The 22,616-nt window shown below is 42.2% G+C and carries 13 protein-coding genes, 1 tRNA gene and 1 pseudogene; 6 read left to right on the top strand and 9 right to left on the bottom strand.

Annotated elements, in window-relative coordinates:
- The first annotated feature begins 100 nt into the window (after nt 1–100).
- Complete coding sequence (locus tag ACM0OS_RS02470; protein ID WP_414541564.1) at nt 101–1,126, top strand: M20/M25/M40 family metallo-hydrolase; 1,026 nt, start codon at nt 101–103, stop codon at nt 1,124–1,126.
- On the opposite strand, the gene ACM0OS_RS02465 is transcribed toward ACM0OS_RS02470, so the two are convergent.
- The gene (locus tag ACM0OS_RS02465) at nt 1,085–1,549 is read right to left on the bottom strand and encodes a hypothetical protein (RefSeq protein WP_414541563.1); all 465 of its coding nucleotides are present in this window, start codon (nt 1,547–1,549) and stop codon (nt 1,085–1,087) included. The two genes, ACM0OS_RS02470 and ACM0OS_RS02465, sit on opposite strands and share 42 nt — an antisense overlap.
- A 399-nt stretch (nt 1,550–1,948) precedes the next feature.
- Here ACM0OS_RS02465 and ACM0OS_RS02460 point away from each other — a divergent pair.
- Nucleotides 1,949–2,812 (top strand): annotated as a pseudogene (locus ACM0OS_RS02460) (hypothetical protein); the annotation flags it as partial.
- Nucleotides 2,813–2,850: 38 nt separating this feature from the next.
- Here the strand turns inward: ACM0OS_RS02460 and ACM0OS_RS02455 are convergent.
- From ACM0OS_RS02455 to pdhA, 7 genes are all read right to left on the bottom strand, one after another.
- Entirely contained in the window at nt 2,851–3,981 is a 1,131-nt protein-coding gene (locus ACM0OS_RS02455; protein WP_414541562.1) for a mechanosensitive ion channel family protein, read from the bottom strand.
- Between the two features lie 5 nt (nt 3,982–3,986).
- The gene (locus tag ACM0OS_RS02450; protein ID WP_414541561.1) at nt 3,987–5,084 is read right to left on the bottom strand and encodes a mechanosensitive ion channel family protein; all 1,098 of its coding nucleotides are present in this window, start codon (nt 5,082–5,084) and stop codon (nt 3,987–3,989) included.
- A gap of 1,323 nt (nt 5,085–6,407) precedes the next feature.
- Complete coding sequence (locus ACM0OS_RS02445) at nt 6,408–8,057, bottom strand: alpha/beta hydrolase (RefSeq protein ID WP_414541560.1); 1,650 nt, start codon at nt 8,055–8,057, stop codon at nt 6,408–6,410.
- Nucleotides 8,058–8,346: 289 nt separating this feature from the next.
- Nucleotides 8,347–9,426, bottom strand: a complete 1,080-nt coding sequence (fba, locus tag ACM0OS_RS02440) for a class II fructose-bisphosphate aldolase (RefSeq protein ID WP_414541558.1) — start codon at nt 9,424–9,426, stop codon at nt 8,347–8,349.
- A gap of 237 nt (nt 9,427–9,663) precedes the next feature.
- Nucleotides 9,664–9,735 (bottom strand) — tRNA-Lys (locus ACM0OS_RS02435).
- A 60-nt stretch (nt 9,736–9,795) separates the two neighbouring features.
- On the bottom strand, nt 9,796–10,668 hold the full coding sequence (locus ACM0OS_RS02430; RefSeq protein ID WP_414541557.1) for an aldose epimerase: 873 nt from the start codon (nt 10,666–10,668) through the stop codon (nt 9,796–9,798).
- Between the two features lie 263 nt (nt 10,669–10,931).
- Nucleotides 10,932–11,966 (bottom strand): pyruvate dehydrogenase (acetyl-transferring) E1 component subunit alpha, encoded by a 1,035-nt coding sequence (gene pdhA, locus ACM0OS_RS02425; RefSeq protein WP_414541556.1) that lies wholly within the window; start codon nt 11,964–11,966, stop codon nt 10,932–10,934.
- A 691-nt stretch (nt 11,967–12,657) separates the two neighbouring features.
- Here pdhA and ACM0OS_RS02420 point away from each other — a divergent pair.
- The 3 genes from ACM0OS_RS02420 to ACM0OS_RS02410 all read left to right on the top strand — a co-directional run bounded on the left by ACM0OS_RS02420 (nt 12,658) and on the right by ACM0OS_RS02410 (nt 17,613).
- A complete protein-coding gene (locus ACM0OS_RS02420; protein ID WP_414541555.1) occupies nt 12,658–14,952 on the top strand; it encodes an IMS domain-containing protein in 2,295 nt (764 codons plus the stop codon).
- A gap of 36 nt (nt 14,953–14,988) precedes the next feature.
- Complete coding sequence (locus ACM0OS_RS02415) at nt 14,989–15,969, top strand: AEC family transporter (protein ID WP_414541554.1); 981 nt, start codon at nt 14,989–14,991, stop codon at nt 15,967–15,969.
- Nucleotides 15,970–16,368: 399 nt separating this feature from the next.
- A complete protein-coding gene (locus ACM0OS_RS02410) occupies nt 16,369–17,613 on the top strand; it encodes a DUF4912 domain-containing protein (protein ID WP_414541553.1) in 1,245 nt (414 codons plus the stop codon).
- A gap of 47 nt (nt 17,614–17,660) precedes the next feature.
- Here the strand turns inward: ACM0OS_RS02410 and ACM0OS_RS02405 are convergent, their stop codons facing one another.
- Nucleotides 17,661–18,737, bottom strand: a complete 1,077-nt coding sequence (locus tag ACM0OS_RS02405) for an ATP-dependent 6-phosphofructokinase (protein WP_414541552.1) — start codon at nt 18,735–18,737, stop codon at nt 17,661–17,663.
- 218 nt (nt 18,738–18,955) lie between these two features.
- On the opposite strand from ACM0OS_RS02405, the gene nifJ reads away from it, so the two are divergent.
- Nucleotides 18,956–22,528 (top strand): pyruvate:ferredoxin (flavodoxin) oxidoreductase, encoded by a 3,573-nt coding sequence (gene nifJ / locus ACM0OS_RS02400; protein ID WP_414541551.1) that lies wholly within the window; start codon nt 18,956–18,958, stop codon nt 22,526–22,528.
- The last annotated feature ends 88 nt before the right edge of the window (nt 22,529–22,616 follow it).

Here is a 22,616-nt window from a genome sequence, read left to right as displayed (position 1 = left end):
AAGGCGGGGTGAGGTCAAAAACTAGACTTGCATGTTATTTAATTCATATTCCTCAATACATTTTTTTGAATGCAGTAGCTATGCAGAGGTATCAATTTACATGAAAAAATGGATTTGGCTGTTGGTGCTGGTGGTGGTGATGGTTGTGGGTAGTAGGGATACTGTTATTAGAGCATTTTGGCAGCAGCCTTCTAGTTCAGAAGTGGTTGAGATGCCTGTAGAAAAGCCACAACCACAACCAAAGTTACAATCAGTGAAAATTGGCCCGGCGGTATCGACTGACAAGCTTTTTCACCACATTCAAAATTTAGATTTTCAGCGCTACTCACCAACAGAGCGATCGCGTACTCGCAGTTATATTACAACTGAACTGAGAAAGTTAGGTTGGGAACCAAAGTTAGAAGAATTTTCCGCCGGTGTGAATATTTTTGCTGAACGCTTGGGGACTAATCAAGCAGCTGGTGCAATTCTTGTAGCTGCACATTATGACACTGTTAACGCTTCCCCTGGTGCTGATGATAATGCTAGCGGTGTGGCGGTGGTGTTGGAAGTTGCCCGACTTCTGGGTTCAAAACCGTCACCACGGACTTTGCAGTTAGCTTTTTTTGACCAGGAAGAAACGGGACTTTTAGGTAGTAAGGCTTTCGTTACCCAGATAGAACGCTTGCAAAACCTTAGCGGTGTCATTGTCATGGATATGGTGGGTTATGCCTGCTACACGTCAGGTTGTCAGCAATATCCGGTGGGTTTACCGGTGACTCCACCCAGCGATAAAGGCGACTTTTTGGTAGCGGTTGGTGATACAGAACATTTGTCTTTGCTGAACGCCTTTCAACAATCTGATCAACCTCATGTCCCATCGGTGCTACGGTTACCTATTCCCCTGAAAGGGTTGCTGACACCTGATACCCTACGTAGTGACCATGCACCATTTTGGTATCAGGGTGTGGGTGCTGTGCTGGTAACAGATACCGCTAATCTCCGTACTCCCCACTACCACTTACCGAGTGATGTCCCAACCAATATTGAGAAATCATTTTTTACAGGTGCAGCGCAGGTTGTCATCAATGCTACTAATACGTTGTTACATAGTGAAATTCCCACTGACTTGGTTGAGGTTAATTAACGGATAGGTCAGTGTCCAGTTTTGGGGATTATTTATCTGCAAGTACAAACCCTGAAGTATGCCGCGTAAAGCAATACGACTTCTCATGTAGTACCTGATTAAATGAGTTCCAGGTTTAGCAACCACGTCATCATAGTTTTGGTTGTAGCCAAATGGTCTAGAACAGTGACTACCAATACCTTTGACTGATAAAACAAAAAAGGGCGATCGCTTGTATTCATTGGGAACCATAAAGATTCCATATACCTGGTGTTCTCCACGCCACGGCTGCACTACAATCTGACTCGCTGGGATGGAAAATTTTGGGGTTTTTGATGCCAGAAACGCTTTCGCGTTGCAATCCGCATCGTTTATGGGCCACCAAAGTGTCACAATAATCAGCGAAAACAGCAAAATTAAAACATAGGCGATTTGGCGACGCATAAATATCAGAAACAGAACACTCAGCTTTTTTAGTCAATAAATTGATAACGACTATTCTGTCTTTTTGTGATCAGTCTTGAGGATGATTTTTACTGTATTCAATCCTGTATTAACAGGTCTAAGCGTTATAAAAGTCACAAGAAATTGCAAGTCTCTAATTCTATATGTATAAATATATAAATTTGTATCGATTTTTGCATTTATGCGTTCCCACATGAGTTATATATGGAACCTAACTAGAGACGGATGAATTTCCAAATTGATTTAATAGCAAAAAACTCAACTCTTCTGTCTGTAAAAACTACATTCAAGTCTCAGCAATGGAGGCAGTAATTAGATTAGTTATTGAAATCAGATTAATTGAATTGTATTCTGTTCCCAGATATAGGTTTATTTACCATGCTTGATGTATCTGTGGAAAATTCTCCACACAATCAGTTAATAGTTAAGAGTACCGTTTCCCAGGTGATTGAAAGAGAGTTTAATCCCACAGAGCTACATTATCAGGAAACTGTCTTCACCCTTAGCAATGGTTATTTAGGTACACGGGGGACTTTCGAGGAAGGTTATCCCCAGGATTGGCCAGTGACAATGATTGATGGTGTTTATGACGAAAAAATACCCCATACTAAACTTGTAAACTGTCCCAACTGGCTACCTTTAGTGGTGACAGTTGCAGGTGAACGTTTTAGTATGGACAGTGGTGAAATTATCAAATATGAACGTCAACTTGATCTGCGTTTGGGTTTAGTTAGTCGTTGTGTGCGGTGGCGTAGTCCAGCAGGTCATACCCTAGATTTTTACTTTGAACGTTTTGCTAGTTTGGCCGATCAACATATTTTAGCAATCCGTTGTCAAATTACATCTATAGATTTTACAGGTGATGTCACAGTTGAAGTGGGATTCGACCCTAACCCAAAAATTGCAGAGCAACATTGGCGAACTTTAAATCAAGGTGGTATAGAACAAATTATCTGGCTACAGAGTCAAACTGTTCACTCTGGCATTCAACTCGGTATGGCAGCTAAATTGGTGGTAGATGGTGACGAAATTTTGCCTGTATGGGTAGAGAGTACTTCTAGTAACCCCAGTTTATTTACTAGCTTCCAATGCTTTCCCGGAAAAACTGTGGCATTAGAAAAAATTGTCACTGTTTTTACTTCACAAGATACAGAAATACCCATAGCAGCAGCTCTACAAAGGTTAGCTGATGAACCTAGATACACTATCTTATTGGCATCTCACATTGCTGCGTGGAAGAAAGGAAGAATCACTAGCAAATGAAAATTCCACCTCAATTATCAAAGCGTGACTGGTGAGTCTACATAAATGGTTGGTTCTTGCATTTTAAACTCAATTCCCGAAGAAAATAGTTTTTTAGAAATTTTTTCATTTGCTAACTCCAATAAACGTTTACGTAATTGTAAAGAGTTATCATTAGAACCTAAAATAAAGAACGTGACTCTTGTTCGAGTTGTTTGTATTGCAGCATTTTGATTTAAAAAAGTAATACTGGTACTTCCAGGATCTATACCGAAAAGGGAGTTAGTACTCTCGATAATTACCTGCTGAACTAAAGCTTTTTCTTGGTCTTGCAGTAGTTTAAAAAAATCGAGGTAGAGTAGAACCATAACTTTTTTACCTCGAGTAATATTTTCAATTTCTAAGTTTGCCAATATTGAATTAGGAATAATGAACAACGTACTCTTAGCCGCAGTACGAATTTTACTGGAACGGATGCCAATTGATTCAACTCGTCCGAATAAACCTTCTGGGATTTGTGGAGATTTCTGTAAACGAATGTATTCTCCAGGAATAAATGGCCTATCTAAATACAACACAATGGTTCCTATTAACTGTTCTAGTGTTTTTTGAGCAGCAAACGCCACAGCTAATCCACCGATTCCCAAACCAGTTAATAAACCCACTAAATTAAATTGTTGACTTTGGGCAAAAGCAAGAACGGCAATAAAGCCAATGATTACATTCGCTAAAGTTTCAAATACTAAAAGCAATTCATCTACTTCTCGTCCTAATTTTCCTACTAATTCAATGCCATAAAATCGAATAAATTGACGAAATAGACGAGAGGCGAGCCAAGCGAGACTAGTAATAACAGCTAAGTCTACAATGGGTGAAATAAATCCATAAATATATTGATATTCAATAATCCAGGCTAAAGATAATGAAATAAGAATTAAAGTACCAGTGATTCTAAATAAGTTTCTGATAGGTTCAATTAAATTATTATAAATACTGGCAACCTGTTGTGGTGCAAAACGTCGAATTACAATTCGTACAAATGTAGGTGTATATCGTCCAACTAGTAAAGACAGTAGAATAAAAATTAGAAATGTGCCAAATCTAAATAGAGCTAATCTTGTAGTGTCCTGCTGGAAAAATTCTAGAATAAGCTGTGAAATGTTGGTCATTCTGGCTAAATTGTAATCGGTGAATCAACATATATTGTTGGTTCTTCTATCTCAAATGCAATACCATATTCTTTCAAATCTTGAGTAATACTTTGAGTTGCTAAATCTAAAAGTTGACGACGTAATTCCATTGAAACATCTCCAGAACCCAAAATAAAGAAAGAAACTTGCGCTTGGGTTTTATCTGGATCTACCGAAGTGCTGGAATTTTGAAAATTTACATCGGTATTACGCGAATCAATGCCAAAAATCCCGTTTGTACTTTCTAATATTACTTGGCGAATTAACGCTTTTTCTTCGCTACTGATGGATCTATAGAAAATCAAATAAAGAATAGACATGACTTTCTTCGCACCGGTAAAGTTTTCAATATTGAGTTGAGTTAGAGAACTATTAGGGACTATCACCAAAGTTCCTTTACCAGATGTCCGAATGCGTGTCGATCTCAATCCGATAGATTCGACTCTCCCGAAAGTACCATCGGGTAAACCAATATAATCATCAATTACGAAGGGACGATCAAGATAGAGAACTATACCACCCAAAACTTGTTCTAAAGTTTTTTGAGCAGCAAAAGCTACGGCTAATCCGCCGATTCCTAAACTAGCTAGTAATCCTAAGAGATTAATTTTATGGGTTTGAGCATAGATCAGAATAGCTGTAAAAATAATAATAATATTAGCTATCCATTTAAAAAGAATTAATAACTCACTACTGATTTTTTGTCCTGTTTGGAAAGCAGCATTTAATAAATAGAAATCAAAAAAGTTTTTAAATAATCTAGATGCTAACCAGCTTCCAGTAATTGCTAAAGTTAAACTAATAATAATCTCTAATGAGTTAGACCATTTATTGATAGGTAGAAAAAATGAAATTAACTCAAGACAAGAAATTACCAATACGGACATAACTAAGGATTTGTTAGACTTAATTACGTTTTGGTAAATATCACTAATTGGTAAAACTTGGAGCTTTTTCAAGAGTAAATTTATCCATGTAAAAAATAAACGAATAAAGACAAAAACTAAAGATCCAGCTATGAGTCCCAGTAAGCCAATTTGTATATCTCTAGTTGTAAGCACTTCTGGTAAAAAAACTAACATTCTGAGATTAATAATGCAATTATTTATTTAGCTAAACTTTTCATAAGATTTTCCACTGGATACTCTGACAGATGTATTTTTGGTCACCTGCTCTCTAAAGTCTAGTAAAAATGGGCAATAACTGGCAATCAATATGCCAGTATTCAGTCACTCATTGGAGTGTTGAGAAAAAGCTATCCAAAAGTAAATACTAGATAGATAGGCTATCGATAGAATGCAGATATTTAATATAAAATCACAATCATTCATGGTACTTTATTCAAGGTAAAAGTGTACAAGAATATGACAAATGCAAGTTTGTAATCTTTGTCGTTGACATCCAGATAAGGGGATGCAGTAATTTAAATTCAACAAAATTAATTAGATCCCTAAATAGATGAAACGACAAACCTGGGGACAATTTAGTGATAGCTAATCCCAAAGGTTATTTATTCCAAAACTAAATTTGCAAATAAATACAAATTTTTGCCTAACCTCAAATCTGGTGAGTTAAGCGGCTGAACAGCGGTGATGAATTATACTTGCCTAATTATTGACTAGCTTTTCACCCAAGCTGTCTTTTGCTGCTAGTCCTAAACCGCTGTACATACCAGCAACAATAACCAACTAGCTAGCAAAATATATGACTATTAGAGCTATCTTTGTCTTTTTATTCTGATTCTAGGATAGATCATCGGAGCAAAAATAGTCAAATAATGGAAAATGGTAACGAATGCCGTCACCGTCAAAAATCAACTAGTATTGACTACTCAGGCGATCGCCCCAGCGCTGACAAGTCAGATCCCTGGCAAACATTATAGTCAAGATGCTAATGACACTAGGATCTGAGCGATCGCTTCAAAGTACAGTCACATAATATTTTTGAGCAATAAAAAACCTCAGTTATGACACCGAGGCGATTAGGAGAAGTCCAAATGTTAATAGGAGGTACCAATACCGAAACCAGTTTTTTTAGCTAACTGCACAAGAAATCAAAATTAATGTTGATTTATTTATTTTGTTAATTTATATAACTAAGTGTAACGATACTATTTATAGTAGTCAACATAAATTGACACAAAATAATCAATACCCTTCATAAAAAATGCTTATGCATTTACAAGGGAAATTGAGAACAGGGGAACTCCAGAAAATCAATGATTATTTGTACTCAAGACGAATTGTTTTGCCCTTATCCCCCTGCGATGGGACATTGCTTGATTTGGCAGCTTCTTAGGGACTTCTAAAGAATAAATTATCCAATTTACGCAAATAATATTTCTTATTTTCCCCCTGTTCCCCTGCTTACCCCAGCTATGGGATATTGTTTTAGTTGGAAGTCCCTTAGTTAGCGTCCAATTCTTTCAACATTGACATAGCATCTGGAGGAATCTCCATCACCAAGCGAAATGGAAATGCTGGAGTCGAAGCTATCTGAGCATAATCTGAGGTCAGAAAGACAGCATATTTCTCAGCTTCTGAAGTCAGTTGTGCAGCCATCGCCAAAGATATAGCTTTCACAAATTTCCGGACATCTGCTGCTTGTTCACCCACAACTTCACCACCACTAAAAGGTGTATTTGGTCGTCCTACCTGATCCATAGTGGTACTAGGGTCTTTCACACTTAGATGAGTACCGCCCACCACACCGGCCAGCCATTTGGGAGATGGTATTTGATTAAATCCCACAATTTGTTCAGTCAACGCTGGGGTAGTTTTATCTGCGGAACTCGCCAAAACTAGGGTTGGTACGGCTACTTGAGTTAAACCAGTGGTACCAAAGATTAGCGAACTGGTAGGATTGAGAGCGATCGCCTGTTTGATTCTTTCATCTCGTAGTTGATAGCTATTTTCTGGCAATTCTTGAGCGACACATTGGATAGTTTCCCCTAAACTGAACCCAGCTAAGTTACCTTGACAGCGTTGTTTGAGGCGTTCTAGTTGCAACTCAGCGCCAGCCATGGCTAAAGCTGTACCGCCACCAAAAGAATAACCAACAATCATCACGTTATTAGTCGCCAGTTTCCCTTGTAATGGGTTATTAGCTGTTTGATTGAGCTTTTCGAGTTCATCGAGAACAAAACTTACATCTTGGGGACGCTGCAAAAATTCCTGAGGCTGGACAACCCTGGTTTTACCTTGTGCGGCTAAGTTAGTATTTGTTTCATTACTACCCGGATGTTCTAAGGCCGCAACCACATAACCGTGGGATGCTAGATGATTGGCAAGGTAACGCAATTCATGGCGAACTGACCCTAAGCCGTGACTAAAGACAATTACGGGTTTTTCGGAATTGCTTGTTGTTGACCAGTAGACATCAACAGGAATTTCTCGACTCCGCTTTTGGTCATTCCAGTTGAAGTTGAGTACTTGTACTTGGCCTATTCCCGACTGGGTGGGGTCAAATTCTAGAGAAATCTGTGGGGTTCTGGAATCGAGTAAAGGCGAAATCCCCAGCATAAATTGTTGAGTACGCCAAAAAGATGTGTTTAAACGTCCTGCAACTTGAACAGCCTTGAACAAATCAATTTCCAGGCGTTGACTGGGATAAGCGGCAATGAAATTGAGTAGAGAAAGCCCTTGTGGTTCAGTAGCACCTAACACTAATGCGGCTCTCAGTGCTTGGACACCAGCCTGATCTTTGCGGACTAAAGCTTCAGAGATATTACTGAGAATAGTTGTACCAATTTGCGTATTGAGTAAACTACTGAGAGTAACAACATTAATCGGCACTCTCATTCTGAGCGCTCCTACAAAGAAGCGACGTTGTTCTTGAGATAATCCCCCGGTGTAAAGTTCCAACCCTTGAGGAAATTCACCAGTTTCCGCAGCCTGTTGTAATTCAGCCAGTGAGAGAGTTTCTGCAAATGGGCCGAAACGCACGACAACATTTTGGGCCGCTTGTACAGGGGTTTTTGCCCCCAAAAATTGTGTCAAGGCGATCGCGCAAAAGAAACTTGCAACTATCTTCAGCTTTTTCCAGTTTCTTTTCATAAAAACTTCATTAATGAATACTTACGGGAATATAGCGAATATTTAGTGTATTTGACTACTCTATTGATTAATAATTACAAATTACAAATTGCGAATTACGTAAAGCCCTTGCGGGCATAGCTGCGCGGTAAGTGCAGGGTTTCCGCAGGAAATATGACTAATTACCAATATAGACCAACAAAAAACCGGGAAACTTCTATGTCGCCCGGTTTATCTATACCAACATCAAAACTTTATTCTTTAAGGAACCGAGTAATCATCTCATGCTCCTATTTATTTTTTGACAAAATTAAACTTTAGCAGATGCCTTGGTCACAACTTTGAGTTCACCCTTAGCATACTTAGCAGCAAAATCTTCCAGAGAAATTTGCTTGATCTTGCTAGCATTGCCGGCAGTGCCAAATTGCTCATAGCGGTCAGCACACACCTTCTGCATGTATTTAATAGAAGGCTTGAGGAAGTGACGGGGGTCAAATTCCTTGGGATTTGCTGCCAAAGCTTCACGAACGGCGGCGGTGATAGCTAGACGGTTATCGGTGTCAATGTTAACCTTACGCACACCACACTTGATACCTTTTTGAATTTCTTCTACAGGTACACCGTAGGTTTCGGGAATTGCACCACCATACTGGTTAATTAGGGCAAGTAAATCTTCTGGCACAGATGAAGAACCGTGCATTACCAAGTGGGTGTTAGGCAGACGGCGGTTAATTTCTTCAATGCGGCTGATAGCCAAAATTTCCCCGGTTGGTTTGCGGGTAAACTTGTAAGCACCGTGGCTAGTACCGATAGCAACAGCCAGAGCATCTACTTGGGTTTGTTCTACGAAATCTACTGCTTGGTCAGGGTCAGTCAGTAGCTGCTCACGATCCAAAGTACCTTCAAATCCGTGACCATCTTCAGCTTCACCAGCACCAGTTTCCAGAGAACCCAAGCAACCAAGTTCACCTTCAACGCTGACACCCAAAGAATGAGCTACGTTTACCACTTCGCGGGTAACATTAACGTTGTACTCATAGCTAGCAGGAGTCTTAGCATCAGCTTCCAGTGAACCATCCATCATCACACTGGTAAAGCCATTTTTAATTGCTGAGTAGCAAGTAGAAGGTGCATTACCATGATCTTGGTGCATGACAATGGGGATATGAGGATAGGTTTCTACTGCTGCCAAAATCAGATGGCGTAGAAAGTTTTCGCCTGCATAAGCACGAGCGCCACGAGAAGCTTGTAAAATTACGGGGCTATCTGTCTCTGCTGCCGCCTTCAGAATTGCCTGAATCTGCTCCAAGTTGTTAACGTTAAAAGCTGGAATGCCGTAACCGTTTTCAGCCGCGTGATCCAGAAGCAGCCGCATTGGTACGAGCGCCATAGATAGTCCTCCTAAATGTATTTTCAGCTAGTCGGTGTGAGAGAAGCGTAACTATTACGCTAATCTTAAGACTTTTTTCAACTTATAGGAAATTATAACTAGTGACGGGTGTTTATGTTGAAAAACTTTACGCCTTTAAGCCTGATTATAAGGGAATGGTGACCGCTATCTGTCAAACATAAACAAATCCCTAGCTACGCTTAGTAACCGATAAATCAGACTCTTTGGTTTTCTATATGGGTCGCCCGGGATTCGAACCCGGAACTAATCGGTTAAAAGCCGAGTACTCTACCGTTGAGTTAGCGACCCTTTTGCTTTTTCTGCAACTTTGCAATTATAGCATGAATAGTTAGAGATTTGTAAAGGGGTTTAGAAAAAATTTGCTGTGAGGCGGAAAGTTGTCAGCAATTCGTTGCCTGGTGCCAACACAGTCAGGTTTTCATCTGTATTCAGGGCATTACGAGGAGCAGTCCACGGTTCTAGACAGTAGAAGTCTTTGCCTTTGAGAGTCCAAAATACCAACTTGGAATAGATGGGGTCGTAATCCAAGGTCAGTTTTAATTTACGGCTACTATCTGTGACTGTGGCAGATTGACTAGTTAAATCGCCAAAGGCAACATCAATTTCATCCCGGTTGAAATCAAAGTTACCATCAAACGCATGAATTTCCTTGGTTTTCTGGTCTTGATACTGCTGGGAAGGAATATGAAACTCTAGCTGAGTTTTATCACCACCCGTGAGGAAGTAAGGATGAAAACCCGCCGAAAATGGCAAAGATGTAGATGACAAATTTTTGTACTGCTGCCGAATTGATAAAGTATTTCCTTGCAATTCGTAAGTGAAAACTAGTTGAAAATCAAAGGGATAAACCGCCTTCGTTTGCTCGTTGCTATTGAGTACCAGAGTCAAGCTAGCTTTCCCTTGAGTTTGTTGTTCAGAGACTTCCCAAGGTAAGTCACGGGCGAAACCGTGTTGTTTTAAGGTGTATTGCTGCCCATTGTGGGAGTAAGCATTATCCGGCAAGTTACCACAGATAGGAAATAAAATCGGATTTCCACCCCTGACGCTCAAATCAGGATGAGTAAAACGTTCAGCATCCAGGTAGAAAATTTCTTGCCCCTGAATGCGCCAACGGGTGATGATACCCCCTCTTTCTGGTACTACTTCGACTTGAGAGCCAGCACTTTCATCTGAAAGGATGTAAGTTTTGTATTGTTGCTGTTGCAGGGCAATGGTAAACATATTGTGGGGAGTGGGGAGTGGGGAGTGGGGAGTAGGGGGATGCTGTGGAACGTAAAACCTTCTCCTAAGGGAGATGCTATGCGAACGGCATAGCTTCCGCTTACAGCGTAGGGTGTCGCAGAGAAGCGGAACATGGGTATCAAGCCCTGTCCACTTCGGCAAGTGATACAGTGAGCCGCTTTTAGGACGCTTGATCTGGGGCGGAGTACAAGCCTTGTTGCAGTCTCTCCCCTGCTCCCTGCCTCTTGCTCCCCTGCCTCTTTTTACTCGTCTTCCGCAAATATAAAGCGATATAACTCGCTGGGGTCTGGTTCGGGGCTACTTTCGGCGAACTTCACAGCTTCATCGATCACTGCTTGAATTTTACGATCAATGGCTTTGAGTTCTGCCTCATCTGCTAGATTTTGCTCAATTAGATAAGCTGCTAGCTTTTTAATGGGGTCGCGGGAAAACCAAAATTCTTTCTCGGCTTTGCTCCGCATTTCATCGGGATCTGCCAAGGAGTGACCCCGGAAGCGGTAGGTAAGGGCTTCGATTAAGGTGGGGCCTTCTCCTGCACGGGCGCGGGCTACTGCTTCTTGAGCGACGGCTCGGACTGCTAGTACATCCATACCATCTACTTCTACGCCCACCATGTTAAATACACTGGCTTTTTTATAAATTTCTGGCTGGGAAGTGGCCCGTTCGTGAGACATACCAATGGCCCATTTGTTATTTTCTACTACGAAAATAATTGGCAGTTTCCAGAGGGACGCCATGTTCAAAGTTTCAAAAAATTGCCCGTTGTTAGCAGCACCATCACCAAAGAAACAAGCTGTTACTTGGTCGGCATTTTGGTCTTTCAAGACTTCGCGGCGGTATTTGCTTTGGAAAGCTGCTCCGGCTGCTACAGGGATTCCTTCGGCCACGAAAGCATAACCACCCAGTAAACCATGCTCGGCAGAAAACATATGCATGGAACCACCGCGCCCTTTGCTGCAACCTGTGGCTTTGCCAAATAACTCTGCCATGACTTCTCTGGCTGGTACGCCTGCACTCAAAGCATGAACGTGGTCGCGGTAGGTGCTGGAAACAAAGTCTTCGCCCGGTCGCATCGCTTGAATTACGCCTGTGGAAACGGCTTCTTGTCCGTTGTATAAGTGGACAAAACCAAACATTTTGCCCCTATAGTACATTTCAGCGCACTTGTCTTCAAATAAGCGCCCTAATACCATGTCTTCATACAACCGCAACCCTTCTTCTTTGGTGATCTGAGTAGTGGCAGCATTAAATGTAGGTAACGTGCGTTCTTGAACCATTCTTTTTTAGTATCCCTATTGTAAAACTGAAATTTACCATCTCAAATAAGTTGCTCTCAGACAATATCTGCTTTTCGCAAGCTGGGTCTGCTGGAGTTAACAACCAAAAATTATGCGCCTCAAAGGTTTGTCGGCAATTATCAGAAAAATGGGTGAATTTGGCATTTTTCAACCCACGTTCTGCGAGGATCTCATCCTAACGGCAGCAGATGCCCCCTGATTTTTCTCGTTCCCTACCCCTGTTCATAGGCTATCAATCAGGATAGCTTGGTTTCTGCATATCCATGAACAATTTGGGAAAATGAACAATGATTATTTTTGTATACTTAGATACTTGTTATTTATTTGTATTTATGATATGGTTCTATTTCTTTATCTTAAATTTTATCCTTTCGGGGGTAGCTTCTCTAACTGTATAGTTAGGGAAATTCACTGGCTCTTGACAACTATAAGTTTTTACAGGCAACAATACTAAAAATTAACACAAAGCATCGGGGCTTTCTAGGCAAATGCCAAAAGCTAGCACTAGAATATGACTCAAATTTGCGGAAGGAACAAAATCAATTGTTGCAATATAAACTTATAGTGTAAGTCCAACACGGTATTATTCACCGTATTATTGTGGCACGGTTTTACATGCCTGGAATGCTCTAGGTGAATTATGTTGATCACGGTGCAGGGGAAGTAGACTGTGCGAATTCCGCTAGATTACTACCGAATTTTAGGACTACCGTTAGCGGCAAGTGATGAACAGTTGCGGCAGTCATACAGCGATCGCATTGTACAATTGCCGCGACGAGAGTATTCTCAAGCAGCGATTTCTTCTCGTAAACAACTTATAGAAGAAGCTTACGTGGTTTTATCAAATCCTAAAGAACGTAGCAGTTACAATGAGCTTTATCTTGCCCACGCCTATGGCCCTGACGGCAATGCTAATGCTACTGTTGCAGTGGGAAACCACACAGACAGCAACAAGGGCGATCCTGATACTCAAAGTCTCAGCATTGACATTTCTCAACAGGAATTAGTTGGTGCTTTATTAATTCTGCAAGAATTAGGAGAATATGAACTCGTACTCAAATTAGGTCATAATTACCTGACCAATCAAAGCAGTGTGGCAGCTGCCAAAGTGGGTAATCATCTGGTAAGTGACGAATTAAGCGAAAGTTCGGAGTACCCAGATATTGTGCTGACTGTGGCGCTGGCTTGTCTAGAATTGGGTCGGGAGCAATGGCAGCAAGGCCACCATGAAAATGCGGCTATTTCCTTAGAAACGGGACAAGAACTGCTGTCACGGGAAGGGCTATTTGCCAGTGTGCAAGCAGAAATGCAGGCTGACTTATATAAGTTGCGCCCATATCGGATTTTAGAATTACTGGCACTGCCGGAAGAAAAGGCTGCGGAACGACGGCAAGGCTTGGCTTTCTTGCATAATATTTTAAGCGATCGCGGCGGCATCGATGGCACTGGTAATGATTACTCAGGATTAAACATAGATGATTTTCTGCGATTTATCCAGCAACTACGCCACCATTTAACAGTCGCCGAACAGCACAAGTTATTTGAAGCGGAAAGTAAACGTCCATCTGCTGTTGCTAATTACTTGGCGGTTTATGCTTCTTTGGCACGGGGATTCACTCAACGTCAACCTGCTTTAATTCGTCAGGCCAAGCAGATGCTGATGGGTCTAGGAAAGCGTCAAGATGTGCATTTAGAACAGTCCCTATGTGCGCTGCTACTAGGACAAACCGAAGAAGCCACCCGTGTTTTAGAACTCAGTCAGGAATACGAGGCCCTAGCTTTTATTCGGGAGAGATCCCTAGATTCTCCAGACTTGTTACCGGGGTTATGTTTATATGCAGAACAGTGGTTACAAAACGAAGTTTTTCCGCACTTCCGTGATTTAGCCCAGCAACCAGCCTCGCTCAAAGATTATTTTGCTACCCCACAGGTGCAAGCTTATTTAGAAGCCTTACCTACAGAGGCAGAAACGACAAATGATTGGGCTGTGATCAACGGGCGGTCTTTTTCGCAACCTCCCCGACCAAGTAATCATTCCCCAGTTGTTGATCCAAAATTCCCTCAAGAAAGAAAACTAGACCCGGATTTACCAGAAACACTCAACTACAAAAGACCCCAACAGCCAAACTTTGCCTCAAATAACCGAAATATACCACTAGGTAATGTTGCCAACGGTGCGAACCCGGAAACAAATGTACCTTCATTTTCGCGGACTGTAGACACAGCTAGGCCCACTAATCACAATTTAAATGGCACCGCTAATGCTACTCCCCCGCGTAAAGTCAAAAAGCGGCGGCGGCGCAAGGCAAAACCAGCTAACAGTAGGGGTGCTTCTGGGCCACGAGCAAATTTTGCTCATACTTTAGAAGGAAAAACCCGACTTGTTTGGACTGTATTTGCTTCTTTGGCAGGTATATTAGTTTTTTGGTTGATAGTTTCCACGACATTTGGATGGGTGAGAAATATCTTTGACCCTACACCTGTGTTGCAGGGTGAACAGCTAGCGGTGCAGCTAAATGAACCACCCTTGGCGATTCCTGAGCCAAACAGCAAGTTGCTACCTCCAGAGGGTTCTTTAACAGAGGAGATGGCACAGAAGGTCATTCAAACTTGGTTATCTACTAAAGCCTCAGCTTTAGGCCCAAGTCATGACATTGGGAGTCTACAAGACATTTTAACAGGTGCAACTTTAGCTCAGTGGCGGCTAATTGCCCAACAGGAAAGGTCACAAAATCGCTATCGGACTTACAACCACACGGTGAATGTCGAATATGTCAACCAAAACCCAGATCAATCAGTAGTAGCAGTAGCTAGAGTCAGGGAAGTCACACAGTTTTACGAAAGAGGTCAGATTAATAATATTACGGATGAAACTTTGCGTGTACGATATTCCTTAATTCGACAAGCAGATGTTTGGCGCATCCAAAATATGTCAGTGATTAATCAAGTAAGCATGAATTTTTAGTAATTCGTAATTGGTGTTCAATTCGGATCGTTGTTGATGGCAGAAACTCTAATTCATGCTTATATACCCCTGATTCTGTGGACGAGTCTGGGGCTATTATTATTTAGATTGTTACCTCAGTGGTTACCACATTTGTTAGGTCGTGGTCTTTACTGGGTAGGTATACCCCTGGAACTCTTGGCGTTAGCACGCAAAACTCAACAGCAGGAATTGAGTGGTGCGGGGAGTTTGCCTTTGCTAGCATCAGTAATTACGGTAGGAGCGCTGCTGATTGGTTTATTGGTGGCATTGCTAACTTTATGGGGATGGCAAAAAGTCTTGTCATCTAAGTTGCAGCCAGATTCGGGTGCTAATCATTGCTGGGATGCTCGCACTCAGGGAAGTTTTGTGCTGGCGGCTGTGTTGGGAAATACTGGTTTTGTGGGGTTAGCGATCGCCCCTTATTTAATTCAACCGGATGCACTTAATTGGGTATTACTTTACAGTATCACCCACAGTTTTGTGGGGCCCTATGGTTTAGGCGTGTTAATTGCCAGCTACTTTAGTCATGCAAAATCTGCCAATCGTTGGTGGATGCAACTGCGGGATCTGTTAACTGTACCCCCTTTATGGGCTTTTATTATTGGCATTCTGACTCGGCATATACCACTGCCGACGGTTATGGAATCAGGACTCCAAGGGTCGATTAACGTTGTTATTCCCTGTGCCTTCTTATTAACTGGTATTCGCGTAGGTCAACTCCAGGGATGGCAAAATTTTCGACTGGCTGTGATCCCTGCTGTTCTCAAGGTTGTGATCATGCCTTTATGTGTAGGCTTACTGACCACTTTGTTGTTGGGTTTGTCAGGCGATCGCCGTTTGGCTATGGTCTTGATGTCGGGAATGCCTACAGGCTTTGCTGGGCTGATTTTGGCAGAAGAATACAACCTTGACCGCGATTTAGTTGCTAGCAGTATCATCCTCTCCATACTTTTGTTACTGCTGCTGCTTCCTTTATGGATTGCGGTTTTTGGCTGATCTCCACTCTAATTGTCATCAAGTCATGACATGATTTTAGTTCTTTGGGCTACCATAACTCACAATGTTATGATTTCATGACACTGTGATCCCGCAACGGCTGATAAATTCGTAGAGTAGGGAAAAAAGCACCCCCAGACCCCTTGATCCCTACCAAGGATTACTGGTTAATATTTACTTAACAACAAGGACTCCTCCGATCCCAAAGAAATGCTAATCTTGGCATTCCTGAGGAACCAAAGGTAGTACTCCGTAATTTAAAAAACAAACTAAAAAACTTAAAACTGGGCAAAACCAGAAGTCAGGAATAAGAAATTCATCTGGGGTGGATGAGATTTTATCAAGCATTCTTTAACCCGGGTAAATCGTTTACCTTTCAAACTACTGGAGGCCAAAATTATGGCGAAAGAACGCCCACCGCTAGAGGAGATGACATTAAGGCAATTACGTAAAGTTGCCAGCGAATATAGTATCTCTCGCTATAGCCGGATGCGTAAATCTCAATTACTCGCATCAATTCAAGAAGTTCAGCGCAGTAAAGTGGCACTTAACCCAACTCGTTCACTGGAGGCACAGGAAACCGTGGAAGCAGCAAAATTTGAATTAGGTCAAGAAGACCGCACTGGTGGATCTCTGGCGGATGTGGATGAAGGACTAGCAGATCTACCATCAGGTTATGGTGAAAGCCGGATTGTGCTTTTACCCCGCGATCCTCAATGGGCTTATACCTACTGGGATATACCCAACGAACACAAAGCCGAACTCAGACAACAAGGTGGACAGCAACTAGCACTGCGGATCTACGATGTCACCGACATCAGCCTTGATCATCAAAGCCCCCACAGTATTCAAGAATATCCTGCTGACGAACTAGCCAGAGAATGGTATATTCCTGTTCCTGTGAGCGATCGTGATTATGTAATTGACATTGGCTACCGTACTGCTGATGGTCGTTGGTTGGTATTAGCCCGTTCTGCGCGAGTGCATATTCCTCCTGTGTATCCATCCGACTGGATTGAAGATGTCTTCGTGACTGTGAACTTTGAAGAAGATTTACGTGATAAGACCGTTTACGAATTAGTTCCCCCTGCCAAGAAGGTTGCAGCAGCAGCAACATCAGCCGCAGGAGTCAACGGTAGTAACCCCATCTACGACCAAATATTTGGCATGGCCGAATCTGCCGAAGCTCAACGGGTTGCTGGTTCTCTGTTCGGTTCCATGCAGCAAACTCCTGAACAAGCCATCAGTTCCTATGTTTTTCCATCCGGTGTAGGTATGTGGGCAGTTCCCAGCGCTTCTGGTTTAACCATGTCTGGTGTAGGTATGTCTGGTGTAGGCTTCTCTGCTTCCGCCGTACCCGTGCGTCCCCGCCAATTCTGGTTAGTTGCTGACGCTGAGTTAATTGTTTACGGTGCTACCGAACCTGATGCTACCGTCACAATTGGTGGTCGTCCCATTAAACTGAATCCAGATGGTACATTCCGCTTCCAAATGTCCTTCCAAGATGGTTTAATCGACTATCCTATTTTGGCTGTTGCGGCTGATGGTGAACAAACTCGGTCAATTCACATGAAATTTAACCGTGAAACTCCATCGAGAAACACCAACACCAAAGAAGACGCTGTAGTTGAATGGTTTTCCTAAATTGCTAAATCTCTCAGAGTGAAATATTGAATCATCACCCGCTATAGTCATGCTGTAGCGGGTTTTTCCATGCCCATGTAAGTACCAAGCGATCGCGCTGTTTGCACCAAGAAACTATCGGGATTTACCAAACATGGACTATCAGCTAAAACGGCATCTAAAGGCACTGCTACCACTTGTCCATTTTGCCAAGCTACCATTTGGGAAGATTGTCCAGTAGCTAACAAATCCACAGCCGCCTTACCAAAAGCCGTAGCCAGCAACCGATCAAAAGCTGAAGGAATACCACCGCGTTGGATATGTCCTAAAACTGAGACACGCACATCAATTTGATGATGACTACAATGGCGAATTTCCTCAGCCAAATACTGCCCCATCCCACAAGATGGTTTTTCACAAGATGTATAGTTAGAAGAATCTGCGGCAATTTGAGCGCCTTCAGCAATCACGACAATAGCAAACTTGCGTTCCCAGCGATCGCGTAATTCTGCTAAATGGTGACACACTCCTTGAATCGAGTAAGGAATTTCTGGAATTAAAATCACATCTGCGCCCCCGGCAATGCCAGAATGTAAGGCTAAATGACCAGCATTGCGTCCCATAACTTCCACAATCATCACGCGATCGTGACTGGCGGCGGTAAATATCAACCGATTCAAAGCATCAACAATAGTATTAACCGCAGTATCAAAACCAACTACTCTTTCAGTTTTTGCCACATCATTATCTATGGTTTTAGGAATAGCGATGAACTGCCAGTTTCCTTGGATTTGCAGTTGATTGAAAATCGCTAAACTACCATCTCCACCAATACCAATGAGGGCATCTAATTCTAAAGCATGATAACCAGCAATAATCTCCTGAATATGAGCTAAAGTATCCCCTTTATTGATACTGCCCAAAATAGTCCCGCCCATATTTAGCAAAGGGTCGATACCACGTAAATCTAGACCGTGGATTCTCAGAGGAGTTGCCTTTATTTCCAACAAACCCCTAGTAGCATAGGGAATGCCCAACACCTGCCAATTATAAGTGAGGGTAGCATGGCTAACCACTGCCCGAATTACAGCATTGAGTCCAGGACAATCGCCACCACTGGTCAAAATACCAACTCGTTTTTGCATAGTTATTACTCACGCCTCAATTAAGGTTGAGGTTAAATCAAAAACTTGAGGAAGCTGTGAGGATGGGAATTAAATTCGTAGCCGATAAATTTAGCTAGCCTTTGCACCCTTTGTGTGGAAAAAAAGATTACTTCTTCACAAGTTTCTCAACTTCTAATTCTAATGTAATTGTTAAGCGCAGAATTACGCAGCATGAGCGGTTTTCACAGGTGCAGAAAATGAACAAAAGAAGCTTTGCCACCATAGATGGCAATGAGGCTGTTGCCCAAGTTGCTTATCGACTGAATGAAGTCATGGCAATTTACCCAATTACACCTTCTTCACCAATGGCCGAATGGGCAGATACTTGGTCTAGTGAAAAAAAACCAAACATTTGGGGTACTGTTCCCAGTGTCATCCAGATGCAGAGTGAAGGCGGCGTAGCTGGTGCAATACATGGGGCTTTGCAAACAGGGTCACTAACAACAACATTTACAGCATCCCAGGGATTATTGTTGATGATCCCCAATATGTATAAAATTGCTGGGGAATTAACACCAACAGTATTTCATATTGCCGCGCGATCGCTCGCTGCACAAGCACTATCTATTTTCGGTGACCATAGCGACGTGATGGCAGCGCGGAGTACAGGTTTTGCCATGTTGTGTGCTGCATCAGTGCAAGAAGCCCAAGACTTTGCTTTAATGGCCACACGAGCAACCTTAGAATCACGTATACCTTTTTTACATTTTTTTGATGGCTTTAGGACTTCCCACGAAATTAACAAAATAGAAACTTTAACAGAAGACGATTTACGCAGTTTTATTCCCAATGAATTAGTATTCGCCCATCGTTCACGCGCCCTCACTCCTGACAAACCTGTGTTACGTGGAACAACACAAAACCCCGATGTCTACTTCCAAGCCAGAGAAACCGTCAATCCTTACTATTTAGCTTGTCCAGACATCACCCAAAAAGTCATGGATGAATTTGCTGTCATGACAGGGCGACAATATCAACTATTTGAATACCACGGTGAGCCAACCGCTGAACGAGTCATAGTATTAATGGGTTCAGGTTGTGAAGCCTTACACGAAACAGTAGATTGTCTCAACAGCCGTGGTGAGAAAGTAGGAGTTTTGAAAGTAAGGCTATATCGCCCCTTTGATAGTCAGCGATTTGTCGCCGCTTTACCAAAAACTACCCGCACCATCGCAGTCCTCGACCGCACCAAAGAACCAGGCGCATCTGGCGAACCATTGTATTTGGATGTAGTCAATGCCATCCATGAAGCCAATCCAAAATCTCAAATCCCAAATCTCAAATCAATTGTTGGTGGTCGTTACGGTTTATCTTCTAAAGAATTTACGCCAGCAATGATTAAAGCCGTCTTTGATAACTTGGCTACGGCTGAACCAAAAAATCATTTTACTATCGGCATCAATGATGATGTCACCCACACCAGCTTGGATTATGACCCTGAATTTAATATTGAACCAGACAACATCGTCAGAGCAATTTTTTATGGTTTAGGTGCAGATGGGACGGTGGGTGCTAATAAAAACTCCATCAAAATTATTGGCGAAGAAACCAACAATTACGCTCAAGGCTATTTCGTCTACGACTCGAAAAAATCAGGTTCAGTCACAGTTTCTCACTTGCGCTTTGGTTCACAACCAATTCGTTCTACATATTTAATTACTAAAGCAAACTTTGTTGCCTGTCATCAATGGGATTTTCTGGAAAAGTTCCCTATTTTAAAAGACATCATCCCCGGCGGAACATTCTTGCTAAATTCTCCCTATGAAAAAGATGAAATTTGGCATCGTTTGCCGTCATCATTACAAGAGCAAATTATCCAGAAGCATCTGAATTTTTATGTAATTAACGCCTCCAAAGTCGCCCGTGAAGCAGGAATGGCTGGCAGAATTAATACAGTTATGCAAGTTTGCTTCTTTGCTTTATCGGGTGTACTTCCAAGAGAAGAAGCAATTACTAAAATTAAAAACTCCATCCGCCAGACTTACGGCAAAAAAGGCGACGAAATCGTACAAATGAATCTCAAAGCTGTAGATACCACATTAGAAAACCTATATGAAGTAGAAATTAACCAAGAAGACCAATCCCCAGTACCCAGTACCCAAGCCCCATTTATTCGTGATGTTCTCGGTAAAATGATTGCCCGTCAAGGAGATGAACTGCCAGTTAGTGCATTACCCGCAGACGGCACTTATCCCACAGGCACAGCGAAATGGGAAAAGCGCAACATTGCCCAAGAAATCCCCGTTTGGGATACAGATGTTTGTGTTCAGTGTGGTAAATGCGTGATGGTGTGTCCTCATAGTGTGATCCGCAGTAAGGTTTACGAAGTGCAGCAGTTAGAAAATGCACCACCGACATTTAAAAGTACCAATGCCAAAGACCACGATTGGCAAGGTTTAAAATACACTATTCAGGTAGCAGCAGAAGATTGTACTGGTTGCGGTATTTGCGTAGATGTTTGTCCGGCGAAGAATAAATCAGAACTACGGCGCAAAGCCATCAATATGGAACAGCAAAGACCATTACGCGCCCAAGAACGGGAAAATTGGGATTTCTTTTTGAATATTCCCAATCCAGATAGAAGTCATCTCAAGCTGACGCATATTAACCAACAGCAGATGCAAGAACCCTTATTTGAATTTTCTGGGGCTTGCGCGGGTTGTGGAGAGACACCTTATATTAAACTAGCAACGCAATTATTTGGCGATCGCATGATTGTGGCTAACGCCACTGGTTGTTCTTCTATTTATGGCGGTAATTTACCCACAACACCTTGGACTCAGAACGCTGCTGGACGCGGGCCCGCTTGGTCCAACTCGCTATTTGAAGATAACGCCGAATTTGGACTGGGTTTTCGGGTTTCCATTGATAAACAAGCCGAATTTGCCGCAGAGTTACTCCAACAACTCGCTACAGATGTAGGTGAAGAACTAGCAAATAGTATTTTGAGTGCTGAACAAAAAGATGAAGCGGATATTTGGGAACAAAGGGAACGAGTAGAATTACTGAAAAATCGGCTAGACGAAATCATCAATTATCAACAGCACCCCGATTTAAAATCTCAAATCCCTGGACTGAGCGTAGCCGACGTCCAAAATCTCAAATCCCTAGCTGATTACCTAGTGAAAAAAAGCGTCTGGATTATTGGTGGTGATGGCTGGGGTTACGATATCGGCTTTGGGGGACTAGATCACGTTTTCGCTAGTGGACGCAACGTAAATATTCTCATCCTCGACACAGAAGTATATTCCAACACAGGTGGACAAATGTCCAAAGCCACACCCAAAGCAGCCGTAGCTAAATTTGCCGCCGGCGGTAAAACTGCACGGAAAAAAGATTTGGGTTTAATGGCTATGACTTACGGCAATGTCTACGTTGCTAGTGTGGCAATGGGCGCCAGGGATGAACATACTTTAAAAGCTTTCTTAGAAGCTGAAGCTTATGAAGGAGTATCACTGATTATTGCTTACAGCCATTGTATCGCCCACGGCATCAATATGAGTACAGCCATGCAAAATCAAAAAGCTGCCGTTGATTCAGGTCAGTGGTTACTGTATCGATCTCATCCAGACCGGATCACACAAGGAGAGAACCCCCTACAACTTGATTCACGGACTCCAAAGTTACCAATAGAACAGTATATGTACTGGGAAAACCGTTTCAAAATGTTGACCAAGAGTCACCCAGAAGTTGCAAAACAGTTACTTCAAGAAGCTCAACAAGATGTAAATACCCGTTGGCAGATGTATCAATATTTGGCTGCACGTTGACGTTCTTTTTTCTTCTCTAGTCCCTATTTATTGCGAATTGCGAATTGCGTACAGCCTAGCGGCATCCGTAGACTCTATTGCGAATTGT

The organism is Nostoc sp. CCY0012 (assembly GCF_963920855.1).
GTDB lineage: Bacteria > Cyanobacteriota > Cyanobacteriia > Cyanobacteriales > Nostocaceae > Cyanocohniella.
This window is presented reverse-complemented; position numbering and strand designations above follow the sequence as displayed.

What these genes read in the sequence shown, in the direction of transcription:
- ACM0OS_RS02470 (WP_414541564.1), top strand. Translation starts at nt 101, where the DNA reads ATGAAAAAATGGATTTGGCTGTTGGTGCTGGTGGTGGTGATGGTTGTG.
- ACM0OS_RS02465 (WP_414541563.1), bottom strand. Translation starts at nt 1,549, where the DNA reads ATGCGTCGCCAAATCGCCTATGTTTTAATTTTGCTGTTTTCGCTGATT.
- ACM0OS_RS02455 (WP_414541562.1), bottom strand. Translation starts at nt 3,981, where the DNA reads ATGACCAACATTTCACAGCTTATTCTAGAATTTTTCCAGCAGGACACT.
- ACM0OS_RS02450 (WP_414541561.1), bottom strand. Translation starts at nt 5,084, where the DNA reads ATGTTAGTTTTTTTACCAGAAGTGCTTACAACTAGAGATATACAAATT.
- ACM0OS_RS02445 (WP_414541560.1), bottom strand. Translation starts at nt 8,057, where the DNA reads ATGAAAAGAAACTGGAAAAAGCTGAAGATAGTTGCAAGTTTCTTTTGC.
- fba (WP_414541558.1), bottom strand. Translation starts at nt 9,426, where the DNA reads ATGGCGCTCGTACCAATGCGGCTGCTTCTGGATCACGCGGCTGAAAAC.
- ACM0OS_RS02430 (WP_414541557.1), bottom strand. Translation starts at nt 10,668, where the DNA reads ATGTTTACCATTGCCCTGCAACAGCAACAATACAAAACTTACATCCTT.
- pdhA (WP_414541556.1), bottom strand. Translation starts at nt 11,966, where the DNA reads ATGGTTCAAGAACGCACGTTACCTACATTTAATGCTGCCACTACTCAG.
- ACM0OS_RS02415 (WP_414541554.1), top strand. Translation starts at nt 14,989, where the DNA reads ATGGCAGAAACTCTAATTCATGCTTATATACCCCTGATTCTGTGGACG.
- ACM0OS_RS02410 (WP_414541553.1), top strand. Translation starts at nt 16,369, where the DNA reads ATGGCGAAAGAACGCCCACCGCTAGAGGAGATGACATTAAGGCAATTA.
- ACM0OS_RS02405 (WP_414541552.1), bottom strand. Translation starts at nt 18,737, where the DNA reads ATGCAAAAACGAGTTGGTATTTTGACCAGTGGTGGCGATTGTCCTGGA.
- nifJ (WP_414541551.1), top strand. Translation starts at nt 18,956, where the DNA reads ATGAACAAAAGAAGCTTTGCCACCATAGATGGCAATGAGGCTGTTGCC.